This window comes from Sphingomonas sp. Mn802worker (genome assembly GCF_000382485.1).
Classification (GTDB): Bacteria; Pseudomonadota; Alphaproteobacteria; order Sphingomonadales; family Sphingomonadaceae; genus Sphingomonas.
On sequence record NZ_AORY01000015.1, the window covers coordinates 127,305 to 144,961 of the forward strand.

General features: G+C 67.8%; 16 protein-coding genes. 7 read left to right on the plus strand and 9 right to left on the minus strand.

Features of this window, described 5'->3' with window-relative positions; genetic code table 11:
- Positions 1–148: 148 nt before the first annotated feature.
- The 4 genes from SMN802W_RS0114055 to SMN802W_RS0114070 form a co-directional block, all read right to left on the minus strand.
- Positions 149–1,498, minus strand: a complete 1,350-nt coding sequence (locus tag SMN802W_RS0114055; RefSeq protein ID WP_019517556.1) for an ammonium transporter — start codon at positions 1,496–1,498, stop codon at positions 149–151.
- Positions 1,499–1,511: 13 nt separating this feature from the next.
- Positions 1,512–1,850, minus strand: a complete 339-nt coding sequence (locus SMN802W_RS0114060; RefSeq protein ID WP_019517557.1) for a P-II family nitrogen regulator — start codon at positions 1,848–1,850, stop codon at positions 1,512–1,514.
- Positions 1,851–1,992: 142 nt separating this feature from the next.
- Positions 1,993–2,193, minus strand: coding sequence for a putative signal transducing protein (locus tag SMN802W_RS0114065; RefSeq protein ID WP_019517558.1), 201 nt, complete (start codon positions 2,191–2,193; stop codon positions 1,993–1,995).
- Positions 2,193–2,738 carry a pyridoxamine 5'-phosphate oxidase family protein gene (locus tag SMN802W_RS0114070; protein WP_037524217.1) on the minus strand — a complete coding sequence of 182 codons (546 nt, stop codon included), beginning with the start codon at positions 2,736–2,738 and terminating at the stop codon, positions 2,193–2,195. The genes SMN802W_RS0114065 and SMN802W_RS0114070 overlap by 1 nt, the downstream gene beginning before the upstream one ends.
- A 50-nt stretch (positions 2,739–2,788) precedes the next feature.
- Here SMN802W_RS0114070 and SMN802W_RS0114075 point away from each other — a divergent pair, with 50 nt between their 5' ends.
- Both SMN802W_RS0114075 and SMN802W_RS0114080 read left to right on the plus strand, forming a co-directional pair.
- A complete protein-coding gene (locus SMN802W_RS0114075; RefSeq protein ID WP_019517560.1) occupies positions 2,789–3,034 on the plus strand; it encodes a type II toxin-antitoxin system CcdA family antitoxin in 246 nt (81 codons plus the stop codon).
- Positions 3,034–3,330 (plus strand): CcdB family protein, encoded by a 297-nt coding sequence (locus tag SMN802W_RS0114080; protein ID WP_019517561.1) that lies wholly within the window; start codon positions 3,034–3,036, stop codon positions 3,328–3,330. Before SMN802W_RS0114075 ends, SMN802W_RS0114080 begins: the two co-directional genes overlap by 1 nt.
- A gap of 4 nt (positions 3,331–3,334) precedes the next feature.
- On the opposite strand, the gene tldD is transcribed toward SMN802W_RS0114080, so the two are convergent.
- Both tldD and SMN802W_RS0114090 read right to left on the minus strand, forming a co-directional pair.
- Positions 3,335–4,762 carry a metalloprotease TldD gene (gene tldD, locus SMN802W_RS0114085; protein ID WP_019517562.1) on the minus strand — a complete coding sequence of 476 codons (1,428 nt, stop codon included), beginning with the start codon at positions 4,760–4,762 and terminating at the stop codon, positions 3,335–3,337.
- 60 nt (positions 4,763–4,822) lie between these two features.
- Entirely contained in the window at positions 4,823–5,065 is a 243-nt protein-coding gene (locus tag SMN802W_RS0114090) for a zinc-finger domain-containing protein (RefSeq protein WP_019517563.1), read from the minus strand.
- A gap of 76 nt (positions 5,066–5,141) precedes the next feature.
- Between SMN802W_RS0114090 and SMN802W_RS0114095 the strand changes: the two genes are divergently transcribed.
- The 5 genes from SMN802W_RS0114095 (at position 5,142) to SMN802W_RS0114115 (ending at position 13,572) form a co-directional block, all read left to right on the plus strand.
- Entirely contained in the window at positions 5,142–6,089 is a 948-nt protein-coding gene (locus tag SMN802W_RS0114095; protein WP_019517564.1) for an ABC transporter ATP-binding protein, read from the plus strand.
- 146 nt (positions 6,090–6,235) lie between these two features.
- Positions 6,236–7,822, plus strand: coding sequence for an L-aspartate oxidase (nadB, locus tag SMN802W_RS0114100; RefSeq protein ID WP_019517565.1), 1,587 nt, complete (start codon positions 6,236–6,238; stop codon positions 7,820–7,822).
- A gap of 170 nt (positions 7,823–7,992) precedes the next feature.
- On the plus strand, positions 7,993–9,129 hold the full coding sequence (locus tag SMN802W_RS0114105) for a serine hydrolase (RefSeq protein ID WP_019517566.1): 1,137 nt from the start codon (positions 7,993–7,995) through the stop codon (positions 9,127–9,129).
- Between the two features lie 109 nt (positions 9,130–9,238).
- Positions 9,239–12,037, plus strand: coding sequence for a DNA polymerase I (gene polA, locus SMN802W_RS0114110; RefSeq protein WP_019517567.1), 2,799 nt, complete (start codon positions 9,239–9,241; stop codon positions 12,035–12,037).
- Positions 12,034–13,572 (plus strand): lipopolysaccharide biosynthesis protein, encoded by a 1,539-nt coding sequence (locus SMN802W_RS0114115; protein WP_019517568.1) that lies wholly within the window; start codon positions 12,034–12,036, stop codon positions 13,570–13,572. The genes polA and SMN802W_RS0114115 overlap by 4 nt, the downstream gene beginning before the upstream one ends.
- 6 nt (positions 13,573–13,578) lie before the next feature.
- Here the strand turns inward: SMN802W_RS0114115 and purH are convergent, their stop codons facing one another.
- The 3 genes from purH to rpe form a co-directional block, all read right to left on the minus strand.
- Positions 13,579–15,150, minus strand: a complete 1,572-nt coding sequence (gene purH / locus SMN802W_RS0114120; protein WP_019517569.1) for a bifunctional phosphoribosylaminoimidazolecarboxamide formyltransferase/IMP cyclohydrolase — start codon at positions 15,148–15,150, stop codon at positions 13,579–13,581.
- Between the two features lie 89 nt (positions 15,151–15,239).
- Positions 15,240–16,979, minus strand: a complete 1,740-nt coding sequence (locus SMN802W_RS0114130) for a heparinase II/III family protein (RefSeq protein WP_019517571.1) — start codon at positions 16,977–16,979, stop codon at positions 15,240–15,242.
- Positions 16,976–17,638 carry a ribulose-phosphate 3-epimerase gene (gene rpe, locus SMN802W_RS0114135; protein ID WP_019517572.1) on the minus strand — a complete coding sequence of 221 codons (663 nt, stop codon included), beginning with the start codon at positions 17,636–17,638 and terminating at the stop codon, positions 16,976–16,978. Before rpe ends, SMN802W_RS0114130 begins: the two co-directional genes overlap by 4 nt.
- Between the last annotated feature and the right edge of the window lie 19 nt (positions 17,639–17,657).

Here is a 17,657-nt window from a genome sequence, read left to right on the forward strand (position 1 = left end):
TCGTGCAATGCGGGGACAGGCATCACCGCCTCTCCGCCGCGCGCACGCCCAAAAAAAGCCCGGTACGTCGCCGTACCGGGCTCAGGTGTTTGTCCGCAGGAGGAACATCGTGATGGGCGCGAACCACCGGCCCGCGTCCGAAAAGTCGTCAGTAATTGTAGGCGCGCTCGCCGTGCTCGCCGAGGTCGAGGCCCTCGCGCTCTACGTCGGCGGCGACGCGCAGACCGGTCAGCGCGCGGGCGGCGAACATCGCGATCGCGGTGCCGACACCGGTCCAGATGATCGTGGTCACCACCGCCTCGATCTGCACGATCAACTGGTGCGCCATGTCGTAGTCGGGCTTGCCGGGCCCGCCCAGCGACGGCGCGTAGACGATCGCGGTGCCGATCGCGCCGACGATCCCGCCGATGCCGTGGACACCGAAGGCGTCGAGCGCATCGTCGTAACCGAGCTTCGGCTTCACCACCGACACCGCGTAGAAGCAGATCACCGAGGCGACCGCGCCGAGCACGATCGCGCCGAACGGGCCCGAGTTGCCCGCCGCCGGGGTCACCGCGACCAGCCCGGCGACCACGCCCGAGCAGAAGCCCAGCGCCGATCCCTTGTGGCCGTTGACGCGCTCCGCCAGCATCCAGAACAAGGCGCCCGACGCGGTCGCGACGAAGGTGTTGATCATCGCCAGGCCCGCCGATCCGTTCGCCTCCAGCGCGGAGCCGGCGTTGAACCCGAACCAGCCGACCCACAACAGCCCGGTGCCGATCCCCGTCATCGTCAGCGAATGCGGCACGATCCGCTCGGTCGGGTAACCGAGCCGCTTGCCCAGGATCAGCGCGGCGACCAGCGAGGCGACGCCCGCGTTGATGTGCACCACGGTGCCGCCGGCGAAATCGAGCGCTCCCATCTTGAAGAACAGCCCGCCCGATGCCCACACCATATGCGCGATCGGAAAATACACGATCGTCAGCCAGATTGCGGCAAAGACCATCACCGCGGAGAATTTGATCCGCTCCACCATTGCGCCCAGCACCAGCGCGACCGTGATGGCGGCGAAGGTCATCTGGAAACAGACGAACACATATTCGGGGATCGCCACGCCCTGCGTGAACGTCGCCGCCGTGGTTTCCGACGTAACGCCGCTCAGGAACGCCTTGCCCAGTCCCGACACGAAATCGTTGCCGCCGTCACCGAAGGCGAGCGTGTACCCCCACATCACCCAGATCAGCATCGCGAGGCACGCGACCGCGCCGATCTGCGTCATGGTCGACAGCATGTTCTTGGTGCGCGTGAGCCCGCCATAGAACAGTGCGAGGCCCGGCAGGATCATCATCATGACCAGAAGCGTGCTGGTCAGCATCCACGCGGTATCGCCCTTGTTAACGGTCGCGCTCGCCGCGGCGGCGGGCGCCTGCAGTGCGGCATCCTGCGCCCAGGCGGGCAGCGCCGCCACCAGCGTCATCACCGCACCGGCGGCGCCCAGTCGTTCAATCGATCGCTTCATTCCCCAACCCCCGTCAGAGTGCGCTGTCGTCGGTCTCGCCGGTGCGGATGCGCACCGCCTGGCCGACATCGAGCACGAAGATCTTTCCGTCGCCGATCGCGCCGGTGTTGGCCGACGCCTGCACCGCCTCGACCACGCGATCCGCCATGCCACTTTCACACACGACCTCGATCTTGATCTTGGGCACCATGTTGGTGCTGTATTCGGCGCCGCGGTAGATCTCGGTCTGGCCCTTTTGCCGGCCGAACCCCTTGACCTCGGACACCGTCATGCCCGCCACCCCGATCGCGGTCAGCGCCTCGCGCACCTCGTCGAGCTTGAACGGTTTGATGATGGCAATGACCAGCTTCATCGCGCCCCCTTCCCAGTAGTGGGAGGGTTCCTTGCAGGCGGTGTGCCAAACCGCCGCAAGAGTGTAGCGTCACCAGAATGGTGTCAAAAATCTAACTGGCAAGGCAATAAACAGGCAGCGAAAGGCCAACACTGCCTAATAATCAAGCAGGATCAATCAGCCGTCTTGCCTGTGAAAGATCGCCCTCGTCCACCATCACCCGCGCCGGGATCAGCAGCCAGCTGCCATCAGCGATCGACGCGCCGGTGTCGAATGCCACCGCGTTGATCCCCTCGGACGCGAGCCGGCCGACGATGATGTTGGCAAGGTTGCGGTCGAAGCGACCGAGTTCGACCAGCGCCATTACGCGGGCACCGTCGGGTTGCGCACGGGCAGGCCGTCGATGCTGCGGGTGCGCTGCGCGTATTTGGCGAAGCGGGTCTGATCGTCGTGGGTCGCGTGATATTTGTTGAGCGTCTCGCGCGTGCGCTCGAACGCCATGTACGGCACGCCCCAGCCGCACGAGGTCTGCACCTGCTCGACATCGACGACGAAGATCTGCCGCGTGCCGGGCAGCAGCGTGAAGTCGGCAGCGAGCGCCGACCACCCCTCATCCTGCGGCAGTACCGGTCGTCCGCGCCCGTAGATGCGCAGGATCAGCGCGGGATTGTCGAACGCGCAGAACATGATTGTAATGCGTCCATCGGCGAGCAGGTGCGCGTTGGTCTCGTTCCCCGATCCCGCGACATCGAGATAGGCGACGGTGCGATCATCGAGCACGCGGAAGCTGTCCATGCCCTTGGGGCTCAGGTTCACGCGCGCGTCCGTTGCAGCGGTGGCGACGAAAAACACCGGCTGCTTTGCGACAAAGGAGCGATGCTCGGGAGTGAGCGCGGGGAAGAACTCCATGACATGTGCCTCGCGTTGACGCGCATGGGTGATGCGCATAGCTTGGGTGGATGAGACACGATCCGATTAGCTCCGGCAAGCGCAAAGCGGTCAATCTCTCGATCGATACCGGCGTCATCGCCGCAGCGCGCGAAGCGGGGATCAACCTGTCGCAGACCTGCGAGGCGGCGCTACGCACCGCCGCCAAGGCTGAGCGTGATCGCCAATGGGCCGAGGACCATCGCGAATGGATCGAGGCCAACAACGCCTGGGTCGAGAAGAACGGACTGCCGCTCGAAAAGTATCGCCTGTTCTGATGGCGCGCTTCGATGTCTATCCGGCGCCGGACGGAGGATATTGGCTGGATTGCCAATCCGATCAGTTTGGTGCGCTGAACAGCCGCTTTGTCGCGCCGTTGGTCGAGGAGAGCGAGCGCCCAGCGGGTGACGCACGCCTGACGCCCATTTTCGAGATCGAAGGCACGGCCTACACGATGCAGACTCATCTATCTGGCGCCGTCGCAGTCCGATTACTGCGCGCGCCTGTCGCCAACTTAGTCGAGCACGAATACGCGATCGGCGCCGCGCTCGACCTGTTGTTGGGCCGCTACTGACCGCTCACGCGGTCGCGGTCCCACCGACCGTCAGCCCGCCGATCAGCAGCGTCGGCTGACCCACGCCCGCGGGTACGCTCTGCCCGCCCTTGCCGCACATGCCGATCCCTTCGTCGAGCGCGAAGTCGTTCCCAACGCCTTCGACCTTGGTCAGCACGCTCGGCCCGTCGCCGATCAGCGTCGCACCCTTGATCGGCGCGCCGATGCGGCCGTTCTCGACCAGATACGCCTCGGTGCACGAGAAGACGAACTTGCCCGACACGATGTCGACCTGACCGCCGCCAAATGACTGCGCGAAGATGCCGCGCTTGACGCGAGACAGCAGCTCGGCGGGATCGTCCTTGCCCCCCTTCATGAAGGTGTTGGTCATGCGCGGCATCGGCGCATGCGCGAAGCTCTCGCGGCGACCATTGCCCGTCGGCTCGACGCCCATCAGTCGCGCGTTGAGCCGGTCCTGCATATAGCCCTTGAGGAAGCCATCCTCGATCAGGATCGTCTCGCTGGTTGGCGTGCCCTCGTCGTCGATCGACAGCGAGCCGCGGCGATCGGCGATCGAGCCGTCATCGACCACGGTGACGCCGCGCGCCGCGACCTGCTCGCCGATCCGACCCGAAAAGGCGCTCGTACCCTTGCGGTTGAAATCGCCCTCCAGCCCGTGGCCGATAGCCTCGTGCAGCACGATACCTGGCCATCCCGGCCCCAACAGCACCGTCATCTCGCCCGCGGGGGCGGCGACCGAATCGAGGTTGACCAGCGCCTGTCGCAGCGCCTCGTCGACCGCGCGGTTCCATTCCGCCGGCTCGAACAGGCGGTCGTAGAGGTAGCGCCCGCCCATGCCGAACGTGCCGGTTTCGCGCCGGCCGTTCTGCTCGACCACGATCGACACGTTCAACCGGACGAGCGGGCGTACGTCGGTCGCGACGAACCCGTCGGCACGGACGATCTCGACCACGCTCCACGTGCCGCTCAAGCCCACCGACACTTGCGCCACGCGCGGATCGCGCGCGCGCGCCGCGGCATCGATCGTCTGGCACAGATTCACCTTGTCGGCAAAAGGCACGAGATCAAGCGGATCGGCGTCGGTGTAGAGATGGCGGTTGGTGCTGCGCGGCGGCTGCGCCTTTGCGCCAGCGGACGGGTCGATCAGCGCCATCGTCTCGGCCGCGCGCTTGATCGCAACCTCGCTCAATTCGTTGGCATGCGCGAAAGCGGTCATCTCGCCCGACACCGCTCGCAGGCCGAAGCCCGCATTGGTGTCGTAGCTTGCGGTCTTCAGCCGTCCGTCATCGAACCCAAACGCCTCGGCCTTGCGGTATTGCAGGTAGAGTTCGCCGTCGTCGGCCTTCGCCAGCGCGTCGGCGGTGAGCGCCCGCGCCGCGTCCGGGTCGAGCGAGTCGCGGTACAGGAACGAGCGGGGATCGAGTGCGGTCATGCCACACTAGATAGGACGGCCCGCCGCGTTGGCAAAGCCGCCCCGCTCACTCGATCGCCCTCAGTGAACGTCGGGGCTGGCGCCTTCGGAAATGTCGGGCAGTGTCGCCTGATCGACGCCGTCCGCCGCGCCGCCGATCAGCACGAAGCGCCGGTCGCAGTACCCGCAATCGATATAGCCGTGCTCGTCGATCTGGAGATAGACGCGCGGGTGGCCCAGCGCTGCGCCGCCGGGAATGTCGCTCGCGCCATCGCAGGCGACGCGGGGTTGCGAGACACGGACGACTTCGAGCGGCGGATGCATGGGCACGCGTTAGCAAGCGTGCCCTCGACTCGCAATCGTCCTAGCAACGCGCGGGAGAGGGGCGTAACGCGCCCGCATGACGACCGAAGCCGCGATCTCGATCCAGAACCTGTGCAAGACCTACGCCGCCGCAGGGCCGGGCGCGGTGGCGAAGCGCGCGCTTGACGGTGTCAGCTTCGACGTGCCGCGCGGTAGCGTGTTCGGGCTGCTCGGCCCGAACGGCGCGGGCAAGTCGACATTGATCAACATTCTGGCGGGACTGGTCAACAAGACCAGCGGGACGGCGTCGATCTGGGGCTTCGACATCGATCAGCACCCGCGCAACGCCAAGGCGTCGATCGGCATCGTCAACCAGGAGATCCTGTTCGATCCCTTTTTCACACCGATCGAGACGCTGGAGATCCAGGCCGGGCTCTACGGCGTGCCCAAACGTGAGCGGCGCTCGATGGAGCTGCTGCGCGCGGTGCATCTGGAGGACAAGGCGAAGGCGTATGCGCGCACGCTGTCGGGGGGCATGAAGCGGCGGTTGATGGTCGCGAAAGCGATGGTTCACCAGCCCCCCGTCCTCGTCCTCGACGAGCCGACCGCGGGTGTCGACATCGAGCTGCGCCAGCAGTTGTGGACCTATGTGCGCAGCCTCAACGACGCTGGCGTCACGGTGGTGCTGACGACGCACTATCTCGAGGAAGCCGAGGAATTGTGCGACCGGATCGCGATCATCAACGGCGGCCGCGTCATCGCCAACGAGCCCACCGCCGAGCTGGTCGGCAAGGCGCAGGAGAAGGTCGTCGCGGTGACGGTCGACCGCGACGTCGCCGACCTGCCCGACGCCACATGTTTCGAGAAGATCGTGCTCAAGGGCACGCGCACGCTCGAGATTACCTATTCTAAAGACCGCGTGAATGCGGGCGAGGTGCTGGCGGCGGTGCAGCGCGATGGGCTCGGCATCGTCGACGTGACGACCAAGGAAGCCGATCTGGAGGACGTGTTCCTCAGCCTGACCCGCGCCGCGAACGCGGGCTGAGCGCGCCTGATCGACGGGACTGTCCTAAGCCGCGGGCATCGTGCACATAGCGCCGCGATGGACCGTTCCGCCCCTTCCTTGCACGCAGGCCCGCGCACGCGCGAGAGCCGGTGCGACCTTGGTGACTTCCCACGCACGGTGACCGCGTGAGCAGCACGGCGGGCGACGTGCTGATCGTCGGCTCGGGCGCGGCCGGGCTGACCGCCGCGCTCAACCTCGCCGACCGCTTCCGCGTCACCGTGCTGGCGAAGGGGGCGCTCAACGAAGGGTCGACCGCCTGGGCGCAGGGAGGGATCGCCGCGGTGCTGGAGCCCGGCGACACCTTCGCCAACCATGTCGAGGACACGATGGTCGCGGGCGCAGGTCTCAACGATCGCGACGTGGTCGAGTTCGTCGTCGGCGAGGCGCCGCAAGCGATCGAGCGGCTGCGCGCACTGGGCGTCCCGTTTGCCGAGGAAGCCGGCGCGCTGCATCTCACGCGCGAGGGCGGCCACTCGCACCGCCGCATCGTCCATGTCGCCGACGCGACCGGCTGGGCGGTGCAGGAGGCGCTGCAACGCGCGGCGGAAGCGCACCCCAACATCACGCTGCTGCCCGACCGCTGCGCGATCGATCTTGCCACCAGCCGGCACGAAGAACGATACTCGGGTGCGGGCAATGTCTGGGGCGTCTACGCGCTCGACCGGGCGAGCGGGACGGTCGAGCTCCACACTGCGCGTGCGACGATCCTGGCGACGGGCGGGGCAGGGCGCACCTACCTGTTCTCGACCGCGCCGCGTGGGGCGACCGGTGACGGCATCGCGATGGCGTGGCGCGCCGGATGCCGCATCTCCAACATGGAGATGATGCAATTCCACCCGACCTGCCTCTACAACCTCGAGGTCAAGAACTTCCTGATCACCGAGGCGGTGCGGGGCGAGGGCGGGCGGCTGATCAACCCGGCGACGGGCAAGCGCTTCATGACCTATTACGACGCCGAGCGGATGGAACTCGCGCCGCGCGACGTGGTGGCGCGCGCGATCGACGCCGAGATCAAGCGCTACGGGCTCGATTACGTCCACCTCGACATCAGCCACCAGCCCGCCGACTTCGTCCGCGCGCATTTCCCCAACATCCACGAGAAACTGCTCGGGTTGAGCATCGACATGACGTGCGCGCCGATCCCGGTCGTGCCGGCGCAGCATTACACCTGCGGCGGGATCGTCGTCGACCGCGACGGGCGCACCGACCTGCCCGGGCTCTATGCCGCGGGCGAATGTACCGAGAGCGGCTTGCACGGCGCGAACCGGCTCGCGTCCAATTCGCTTCTCGAATGCTTCGTCTACGGTGAGGCGGCGGCGCGCCACATCGCCGAAAGCTGGGATGCGTTGCCGACGGTTCCTGCGATCCGAGCGTGGGACGAGAGCCGCGTGACCGACTCTGACGAGGAAGTCGTCATCAAGCAGAACTGGACCGAGATCCGCCGCTTCATGTGGAATTACGTCGGCATCGTGCGCACCACAAAAAGGTTGCAGCGTGCCAAGCGACGCATCGATCTGCTGACCCAGGAGGTCGAGGAACATTACGGCCATTTCCGCGTCACCGCCGACCTGATCGAGCTGCGCAACCTGATCCAGACCGCCGACCTGATCGTCCGCTCCGCGCTGCACCGGCACGAGAGCCGCGGGCTGCACTTCACGCTCGACTATCCCGCGATGCTGCCGGGCGCGGTCGATACCGTGCTGGTGCCGTGAAAACCTTGTCGCGACAAATGCTTGTTGCGCACGAACCTTGTCCGCCGGCCGCGCCGTTCCAACATCTCGTCGCATGGATGAGGGTGATGGTCGCAGAGATGCCGGCCGGGCATTGCCGTTCGGCGTCGCCTCGGCTCAACAGATCGGCAGCGGGCGAGGTTCGGGTATCGATGCGTAACGGCGGGTTGTTGGGACTGGCGGGTGTGCTCGCGCTGGTGGTGGCGTGCAGCGGCGGGGTGGTGCCCAATCCGGGAGGGCGCGCGCCGCTCGCCGCCGAGACGCAGACCGATGCGCCGGGGCCGATCGTCAGCATGCCGGTGCCCGTCGCGCGCCCGTTGCCCGCGACCAATGCGGCGCCTGCGCGCCTGCGCGCTGAGGTCGACCGCCTGATCGCCGGCTTCCCCGGCAAGGCCGGCGCTGCGATCCGTGCGGTCGATGACGGCTGGACCGTGCAGCGCGGGGGCGCACTCAGCATGCCGCAGCAGAGCGTCAGCAAATTGTGGGTGGCGCTGACCGTGCTGTCGCAACGTGATGCGGGCAAGCTGCGGCTCGACGATCCGGTGCTCGTCACCACCAACGACCTGACGTTGTTCCACCAGCCGATCGCGAGCCTCGTGCGCGGCGAAGGATACCAGACCACGGTCATGGGGCTGCTGACACGTGCGCTGACGCAGAGCGACAACACCGCCAACGATCGGTTGCTGACGCTCGTCGGTGGTCCGTCGGCGGTGCGCGCCTTTATCGCCGAGCACCAATTGGGCGCGATCCGCTTCGGGCCGGGCGAGCGCCTGCTGCAGAGCGGTACTGCCGGCCTCACCTGGAACCAGTCGATGGCGATGGGGCGCGGGTTCGAGGCGGCGCGCGCGCGCCTGTCGCCCCAGGTACGCGCCGCGGCGATGCAGCGCTACATCGACAATCCGCCCGATGGCGCCGCCCCGCTTGCGATCGCCGACGCGCTCGCGCGGCTGGCGCGGGGCGATCTGCTGAGCGAGACCTCGACGCGTGTCATGCTCGATACGATGGGCGCCTCGATCACCGGCCGCGCGCGGCTGCGCGCCGCGCTGCCCGCGGGGTGGAAGATCGCGCACAAGACCGGAACCGGGCAGGAGCTCGCCGGGCGCAACGCCGGCTTCAACGACGTCGGCCTGCTGACCGCACCCGATGGCAAGCGCTACGCAGTGGCGGTGATGATCGGCGACACGCGCGCGCCGATGCGCGAGCGCCAGCAATTGATCCAGAACGTCGCCGCCGCGCTGACCGGCGGACGCGCGGGCGCCAGCGTCGGCGAGGATGCGAGCGACGGCTGAGCGCTGAGGGCGCGAAGCATTTGCTCGGGCGTTGCGCTTTCGCCACGCCGGTGCGCGAAGCGTCGCACAGCGGTTTCGCGCTGGCCTGAAACCGCCTAAGCCGGCGGCCATGCCGCATCTCTATCTCGTCGACGGTTCGGGCTACATCTTTCGCGCCTACCACCGTCTGCCGCCGCTCACCAATAAGCACGGCGAGCCGGCCGGCGCGGTCTACGGCTATGCCTCGATGCTGTGGCGGCTGGCGGACGATCTGCACAAGGCCGATGGGCCGACGCACATGGCGGTGATCCTCGACAAGTCGTCGGTCACCTTCCGCAACGAGATGTACGACCAGTACAAGGCGCACCGCCCGCCGCCGCCCGAGGATCTGGTTCCGCAATTCCCAATGATCCGGGACGCGACGCGCGCCTTCTCCTTGCCGTGCATCGAGGAGCAGGGCTGGGAGGCGGACGACCTGATCGCCAGCTATGCCAAGGCGGCGCTGGCTGAAGGGTGGCAGGTGACGATCGTGTCATCGGACAAGGACCTGATGCAATTGGTCGAGGACGGCAGCCTCGACATGCTCGACACGATGGCAAACCGCCGGTTGATGGCGGCGGATGTCGAGGCGAAGTTCGGCGTGCCCCCGGCCAAGGTTGGCGAGGTGTTGGCGCTGATGGGCGATTCGGTCGACAACGTGCCCGGCGTCCCCGGCGTCGGACCCAAGACGGCGGCCAAGCTGATCCAGGAGTTCGGCGACGTCGAGGGCGTGCTCGCCGCTGCGCCCGAGATGAAGAAGAGCAAGTTGAAGGACAATCTGCTCGAACACGCCGATAACGCACGACTGTCGCGCCGGCTGGTCGCGCTCGCCTGCGACGTGCCGCTGCCCGAACCGCTCGAGGACCTGGCGCTCAAAGGCATCCCGGAGGCGCCGCTGCGTGCGTTCCTCGAACATCACGGCTTCAAGTCGCTGCTGTCCCGGCTCGGCCAGGTGGCCGACGCAGCCGTTCCCGAGGCCAAGGTGCCGGGCGTCCAGTTCGACGACGAGCCGGCGTGCAATCACGACGGCTACGAGACAGTGGTCGAGGAGGTCGCGCTCGACGCGTGGATCGCTGCGGCACATCATCAGGGCTGGGTCGCGCTCGATACCGAAACGACGGGCAAGGATCCGATGGCGGCGGAACTGGTCGGCATCTCGATCGCGCTCGCCCCCAACCGCGCCTGCTACGTGCCGCTGGCGCATTTCACTGGTGGAGGGGGCGGGTCGGACATGTTCGCCGAGCGGCCGGTGCAACTCGACGCTGCATCGGTGCTCGCCAAGCTCAAGCCGTTGCTCGAGGACCCGGGTGTCCTCAAGGTCGGGCATAATTTCAAGTACGACCTGATTGTCCTAAACCGCGCCTATGCCGCCGCCGGGTTGGATGGGGTGGTCGTCGCGCCGCTAGACGATACGATCGTGATGAGCTTCGACCTCGACGCCGGGCTTCACGGCCACGGCATGGACGAACTCGCCGCAACGCACCTCCAGCACTCGTGCATCGCCTACAAGGACGTGGTCGGCACCGGCAAGAAGGCGCTCGGCTTCCACGAGGTCGATCTGAAGGCCGCGACCCGATACGCCGCGGAGGACGCCGACGTGACGCTCCGGCTGTGGCGGCGATTCAAGCCGCGGTTGCCCGCGGAAAGCGCCACCCGCGTCTACGAGATGGTCGATCGTCCGCTGGTTCCGGTGATCGCGCGGATGGAGCAGCGCGGGATCATGGTCGATCGCGAGCGGCTGGCTGGCTTGTCGGCCGACTTTTCCGAACAGATTGCCGCGCTTGAGGTGGTGGTCCATGACCTTGCGGGCGGCCCGTTCACGATCGGCAGTCCCAAGCAATTGGGCGACGTGCTGTTCGAGCGGCTGGGATTGAAGGGCGGGCGCAAGGGCAAGAGCGGGGTTTATTCGACCGACGTCACCGAGCTCGAGCGCCTCGCCGCCGACAAGGAGTCGGCGGGCGCGGAGATCGCGCGCAAGGTGCTCGACTGGCGCGGCCTCACCAAGCTCAAGAACACCTACACCGATACCTTGCAGGAACAGATCAACGCGGTCACCGGTCGTGTCCACACCAGCTATTCGCTGACCGGCGCGCAGACCGGGCGACTGTCGTCGTCCGATCCGAACCTGCAGAACATCCCGATCCGGCAGGAGGTCGGCCGCCAGATCCGCGATGCGTTCGTGGCACAGCCCGGCCACGTCATCCTCGCCGCGGACTATTCGCAGATCGAGCTGCGCCTGGCCGCGCACATGGCCGACGTGCCTGCGCTGAAGCAGGCATTCGCCAACGGCGACGACATCCACAGCCTGACCGCGCAGGAACTGTTCGGCGAGGTGACGCGCGACAATCGCGCGCGCGCGAAGACGATCAACTTCGCGATCCTGTACGGCATCAGCCGCTGGGGCCTCGCCGGTCGGCTCGACATCACGGCGGATGAGGCGCAGTCGATGATCGACCGCTATTTCGATCGCTTTCCCGGCATCAACCGCTACATCGCGGAAACGCTGACGCAGGTTCGCGAGCGTGGCTTCACCACCACGTTGTTCGGGCGCAAGACGCACTTCCCGCGCATCAAGAGCAAGGTGCAGAACGAACGGCAGGGGGCAGAGCGCGCCGCGATCAACGCGCCGATCCAGGGCACCAGCGCCGACATCATCAAGCGCGCGATGGTGCGGATGGAACCCGCACTCGCCGCCGCCGGGCTGACGGGCACGCACATGCTGCTCCAGGTCCACGACGAGCTGGTGTTCGAGGTGGCGGACGGCGAGGTCGAGACGGCGCGTGGTGTGATCGAGCGTGTCATGGCGACCGCGGCCGAGCCCGCGGTGAAGCTCGACGTGCCGCTGGGTGTCGAGATCGGCACGGGGGCGAGCTGGGGAGCGGCGCATTGACGGGCGCCACCGCAGCGCTACCGCCTGAACAGAAGGACATCGCCGCGCTTGCCAAGGGCGGGCGCACCAACGTCGCGGGGTTCGTGCTGCGGCTGGGCGCGCGCATCCCGTTCCTGTTCATCGCCGGGCATCTCTACGGCGCGGCGCTGGTCGGGCGTTTTGCGATCGCGGTCGTAGTGGTCGAACTCGCCGCGCTGGTGGCGACATTGGGGTTGAAGCGCGGGCTGGCGCAGGCGCTGAGCTCCACCGACCGTCCGCACAACGCGGTCGTCGCCGACGCGCTGAGCGTCGCGTTGATCGTCTCGCTATGCGCCAGCGCGCTGCTGTGCGCATTCCCGCAGTTGATGTATCCGAGCAGCTGGATCACCGGGCTCGACCGCTTCTTCCCGCTCATCATCCTGGCGCCAGCGTTGTCGGACGTGAGTCTGGCCGCACTCGCCTATCGCCACGACGTGAAGGCGAGCGTCACCGCGCGCGCGGTGGTGGAGCCGTGGACGCTGTCGGGCGCGGCCTATGCCTTTTCCTTCTTCACGCTGCGCGACGGGCTGATCCTCTCCTACGTCGCGTCGATGACTGCAGCGCTGATCGCCAGCATCGTGCCGCTGGTGCGCAGCTACGGGGTGCCGACCGGATGGTCGCCGCACCTGCGCGGGCTGTTCCAGCTCGCCCGCGCCAACGCGCCGCTCGCGGGTGCCGATGCGCTTGAGTGGGGAAGTCGTAACGTCGACCGCATCGTGCTGGGTGTGCTGTTCGCGCCGGGCGTGGTCGGCATCTATTACATGGCGCAGCAGGTCGCGAGCCTGCCGCAGAAGCTCAAGACCAGCTTCGACCCGATCCTCGGTCCCGTCGTGACGCAGAGCCTTGCGCGACGCGACTACGCGGCGATCGCACGGCAGGTGCGGCAGGTCGCGTTCTGGATCATCGCGGCGCAATTGTGCCTCGCGCTGATGGCGTCGATCCCGCGCAAGGCGGTGATGGCCTCGGTCGGCGCGCAGTTCGAGAGCGGTGCGGCGGCGATGGTGTTCCTGCTGTTCGCGGAGGTGTTCGCCTCGACCGGGGCAGTCAGCGAATCGGCGCTCGTCTACATGGCGCGGCACCGGAATCTGGTAATCTCGGCGACGATGCTGGGGGTGCAGGTCGCGCTGTCGTTCGCGTTCGTCCTCGGCATGCGCGCGCTGGGGTTTGGCCTGACCGAGCAGGCGGCGGGCGCGCCGGTCGCGCTGATGGTCACGCTGCTGCTGACCTCGGTGGTGAAGGCGCGGGTGTTGCGGCGGATGCTGGGCGCGTCGGTGTCGCCGATGCGTTGGCCGCTTGCCTGGGCGGCGATCGCGGCGGGGCTGGTCGGCGGCGCCTTTACGCTGCTGCCGCCGGGGCACCGCGCGATCCAGCTGGCGGTCGGCATCCCGGCGACCGCCGCGATCTACCTGTGGATGATCTGGCGCTACGCCTTCGGACCGGAGGACCGCGCACTGTTCACCAAGATGCCGAAGGCGGAAGAAGCCACCCTGCCGAAGGAGGGTGGCTTCACCAGTTAGTCGGCCTCAGTGGCGGAAGTGGCGCATGCCGGTGAACACCATCGCGAGCCCTGCCGCATCGGCAGCGGCGATCACCTCATCGTCGCGGATCGATCCGCCGGGCTGGATGACCGCGGTGGCGCCCGCCTCGACCGCCGCCATCAACCCGTCGGCAAAGGGGAAGAACGCGTCGGAGGCGACCGCCGAGCCGATCGTGCGCGGCTCGCTCCAGCCCGCTTTCTCGGCCGCATCCTTCGCCTTCCACGCGGCGATCCGCGCGGATTCGAGCCGGTTCATCTGCCCTGCGCCGACGCCCGCGGTCGCACCGTCCTTCGCGTAGACGATCGCGTTCGACTTGACGTGCTTGGCGATCGTCCAGGCGAAGCGGCAATCGGCAAGCTCCTGCGTGGTGGGCTGACGCCTGGTCACCACCTTGAGCATGTCGTCAGCGAGCGAACCGTTGTCGCGCCCCTGCACGAGCCAGCCGCCCGCGATGCTCTTCACGGTGAGCGCAGGCCGCGCGACATCGGGCAGGTCACCGGTCAGCAGCAGCCGCAGATTCTTCTTGGCGGCGAACAGCGCGATCGCCTCCTCATCGGCGTCGGGCGCGACCACCACTTCGGTGAAGATGCCAGTGATCGCCTTTGCGGTCGCGGCATCGAGCGGACGGTTGAGCGCGATGATGCCACCGAACGCTGACACTGTATCGCACGCGAATGCCTGTGCGTACGCATCCTCTAGCGTCGCGCCGGTCGCGACACCGCAAGGGTTGGCGTGCTTGACGATGACGCAGGTCGGCGCGGCATCGCGGAACTCCGCCACCAGCTCCAGCGCCGCGTCGGCATCGTTGTAGTTGTTGTACGACAGCGCCTTGCCCTGCACCTGTCGCGCCTGCCCGACGCCGCGCACGCCGTCGTTCGCGGCATAGAAGGCGGCCGACTGGTGCGGGTTCTCGCCGTATCGCAGCGGCTCGCCCTGCCGACGGAGCGTCAGCGGCAGCACGTCGGGGAAGGCCGCACCCTGGTCGACCTGCCCGAACCAGCGCGCGATCGCGCCGTCATAGGCGGCGGTCAACGCGAATGCCTTCGCCGCCAACCGCTTGCGATCATCGAGGCTGGTCTCGCCGCCCGCGACCAGCGCGTAATCTGCCGGATCGGTGACGATGGCGACATAAGCATGGTTCTTCGCGGCCGAGCGCACCATGCTGGGGCCGCCGATATCGATGTTCTCGACCACCTCGTCGCGCTCGGCACCCTTTGCGACCGTCGCCTCGAAGGGGTAAAGGTTGACCACGACCAGGTCGATCGCGCCGATCTTGTGCTCCTGCATCGAGGCGGCGTGTCCGGCATCGTCGCGCACCGCGAGCACCCCGCCGTGCACCATCGGATGCAGCGTCTTGACGCGGCCGTCCATCATCTCGGGAAAGCCGGTCAGATCGGAGATGTCGCGCACGTCGAGTCCGGCATCGCGCAATGCCTTGGCGGTGCCGCCGGTCGAGACGAGTTCGACGCCGCGAACGGCGAGTGCGTGGGCGAGGTCGATCACCCCCGTCTTGTCGGAGACCGAAAGAAGCGCGCGCTTGATCGTGATGCTGGTCATGGCTGTACTCATGTTTTTGGGCGCCTTGGCCGCTCAGCGCGCTTGCTTCAAGGGTCAGTTCGGCGCGGGCGCGTGCTTCAAAGGCGAGCTCACCGTGCGCGCTTGAAGATCCAGCTGATCGTGGCGCCGCCCGGATCGGCGCTCCCGCCTGCCACGATCTGACGCGTCGGGACGATCTGCCGCTCGGGATCGATCCACACGCTGTCGTCGATCATCACGGTCGCCCCGGCCGCGCGGAAGTGCCATGTCGCGCCGCCAGGCGTCATCAGCGTCGCACCCTGCGCGTCGGCGCTCGCCATCACCTCGACGCCCGCGCCCAGGTGGAAGCGGAGCGCGAACGGCGTTCCACCGCGCGCGGGGCGCTTCCCCGTCGGCAGCAGCGAATCCTCGCCCCGCAGCTCCAGCCCGTCGGTGGCCATCGTCACGATGCGGTGATGGCGAAAGCCGAAGCGTCGTGCATAGCCGTCGTGGCGGGCCTCGATGCGGCTGCCCGCGTCCGATTCCTGCCGCGACAGGTCGACCTCGCTTACCCCGCGGCCGAGCGATCCGTCGGGCAGCAGCGCGGTCGAGTTGCTGTCGGCGAGCACCAGCGTCGAATGCGCCGCGGTGGAGCGCAAGCCGGCGGCGAGCCCGATGTTCGCGATCACCGCCGCCCCGCCGCAATTGACGACGACGCGCTCCTCGCCGTCCGACAGTTCGAACGCCAGCGTCGAGGCGCAGGCACCCGCCGCGCCGGGCGTCGTCGGCGGAGGGGCGGCGTCCATCACCAGCACGCTGCGCGCGGCCGCGATGCGTTGATAGCCACGGTCGCTCGCCTGACGCAGCGGACGACGTACGACGCGACTGGCGTGCAGCACCGCCTGCACCTCGTCCGCCGCGATCGGTCCGGCGCCCTGCCAGCTCGACAGCCCGGCGTCACCCATCATCGTGCCGAGCAGCGCCGAGACCATCCGCGCCAGTACCTGCGCGACGCCCTCGGGCAGGTCGAGCCGCCGCGCGTCGTAGGCGGCGCGCAGGCAGGCGAGCAGTTCGATCGCGTCCAGCTGGTCGCGTGGGCTGCGGCTGGCGATACCGCCGTCGCTGCCAACCGATAGCGCCAACGCGCGCTCCAGCCCCGTCTCGCCGATCGCGCGCCGCGGGTCGCCACCAGGGATCAGCAGCCCGGCCGCGACGACGCCGCACCAGGCGGCGATCCGGCGGACCCCGACCGGTGCCTTGTCGGCCGTGCGATCGAGGTGGCGTGCGCCGCGCGCGATCGCGCTCAACACGCTGCTGCGATAGATCAGGTCAGCGGAGGACAGCAGCAGCGGGGCGTGTGCGGTCCACATCAGCATCCGCCTGCCCCACAGATCGGGCCGCCAGCCGCGCTCGGTCACGCGCTCGCCGTGCACCGCCAGCCAGCGCTGCGTGAGGATCTCTGCGGTGCGCGTCGCAGCGGCGCGATCGGGTGCCGTCCAGAGGTCACGCAGCCAAGCGAAGCTCTGCGCGTGATCGTCAAACGCGGCGCTGCCGATGCTGGCTGCGAACGTCACTTCATCAAGGGCGCGAAACTCGCTGCCCCATGCCAGCCAACCCGCGGTCAGCGCCTCGCCATATTCAACGCTACCGGCGACCGGGTCGGCAGGGACGGCAAGCAGTTTTCGCGGGTAGCGGCCCTTCAGCCGCATGTCGTGGATCGGGGTGCGCCAGGTCAGCCGGTCGAAATAGTCCGCGACGCGCTGGCCGAGCGACGCGCTGCCCTCGCCCGCTGCGCGCACCATGCGGTGCCCGGCCTCGATCGTGTCGCGCGCGCTTTCGTCCGTGTGCCCGTCGGCGCGCGCATCGCTCATTCGCCGCGGATCGCAGCGATATTGGCGGCATAGGCTTGGGGTCCGCCGCGGAAGGTGGCGGTGCCTGCGACCAGCGCATCGGCGCCCGCCTCGATCGCGCGCCTGGCGGTGTCGGCATCGATCCCGCCGTCAACCTCCAGATCGATGTCGCGCCCGGTCGCATCGATCATCTTGCGGATCGCGGCGATCTTCTTCAGCTGGCTGTCGATGAAATGCTGGCCGCCGAAGCCGGGGTTGACGCTCATCACCAGCACGAGGTCGACCATGTCTATTAGATAGTCGAGCATCTTGGCTGGCGTGCCCGGGCAGAGCACCACCCCCGCGCGCTTGCCGAGCGACTTGATGTGCTGGAGCGAGCGATGGATGTGCGGCCCGGCCTCGGGATGAACGGTAATCGTGTCCGCGCCGGCCTCCGCAAAGGCGTCCAGGTAGGCGTCGATAGGCGAGATCATCAGGTGGACGTCGAACGGCTTGGTCGTGTGCGGGCGGATTGCCTTCACCACCGCCGGCCCCATCGAAATGTTGGGGACGAAATGCCCGTCCATCACGTCGATATGGATCCAGTCGGCACCCGCTGCATCGATCGCGCGCACTTCCTCGCCCAGCTTGGAAAAGTCGGCGGACAGGATCGAAGGGGCGATGCGGACGGCTTTCTGCATCGCGCAGCCCTAGCGTGCG

Excerpts from the sequence above, each read along its gene's own strand:
- SMN802W_RS0114055 (WP_019517556.1), bottom strand. The coding sequence starts at position 1,498 with ATGAAGCGATCGATTGAACGACTGGGCGCCGCCGGTGCGGTGATGACG.
- SMN802W_RS0114060 (WP_019517557.1), bottom strand. The coding sequence starts at position 1,850 with ATGAAGCTGGTCATTGCCATCATCAAACCGTTCAAGCTCGACGAGGTG.
- SMN802W_RS0114065 (WP_019517558.1), bottom strand. The coding sequence starts at position 2,193 with ATGGCGCTGGTCGAACTCGGTCGCTTCGACCGCAACCTTGCCAACATC.
- SMN802W_RS0114070 (WP_037524217.1), bottom strand. The coding sequence starts at position 2,738 with ATGGAGTTCTTCCCCGCGCTCACTCCCGAGCATCGCTCCTTTGTCGCA.
- SMN802W_RS0114075 (WP_019517560.1), top strand. The coding sequence starts at position 2,789 with ATGAGACACGATCCGATTAGCTCCGGCAAGCGCAAAGCGGTCAATCTC.
- SMN802W_RS0114080 (WP_019517561.1), top strand. The coding sequence starts at position 3,034 with ATGGCGCGCTTCGATGTCTATCCGGCGCCGGACGGAGGATATTGGCTG.
- tldD (WP_019517562.1), bottom strand. The coding sequence starts at position 4,762 with ATGACCGCACTCGATCCCCGCTCGTTCCTGTACCGCGACTCGCTCGAC.
- SMN802W_RS0114090 (WP_019517563.1), bottom strand. The coding sequence starts at position 5,065 with ATGCATCCGCCGCTCGAAGTCGTCCGTGTCTCGCAACCCCGCGTCGCC.
- SMN802W_RS0114095 (WP_019517564.1), top strand. The coding sequence starts at position 5,142 with ATGACGACCGAAGCCGCGATCTCGATCCAGAACCTGTGCAAGACCTAC.
- SMN802W_RS0114105 (WP_019517566.1), top strand. The coding sequence starts at position 7,993 with ATGCGTAACGGCGGGTTGTTGGGACTGGCGGGTGTGCTCGCGCTGGTG.
- polA (WP_019517567.1), top strand. The coding sequence starts at position 9,239 with ATGCCGCATCTCTATCTCGTCGACGGTTCGGGCTACATCTTTCGCGCC.
- purH (WP_019517569.1), bottom strand. The coding sequence starts at position 15,150 with ATGACCAGCATCACGATCAAGCGCGCGCTTCTTTCGGTCTCCGACAAG.
- SMN802W_RS0114130 (WP_019517571.1), bottom strand. The coding sequence starts at position 16,979 with ATGAGCGATGCGCGCGCCGACGGGCACACGGACGAAAGCGCGCGCGAC.
- rpe (WP_019517572.1), bottom strand. The coding sequence starts at position 17,638 with ATGCAGAAAGCCGTCCGCATCGCCCCTTCGATCCTGTCCGCCGACTTT.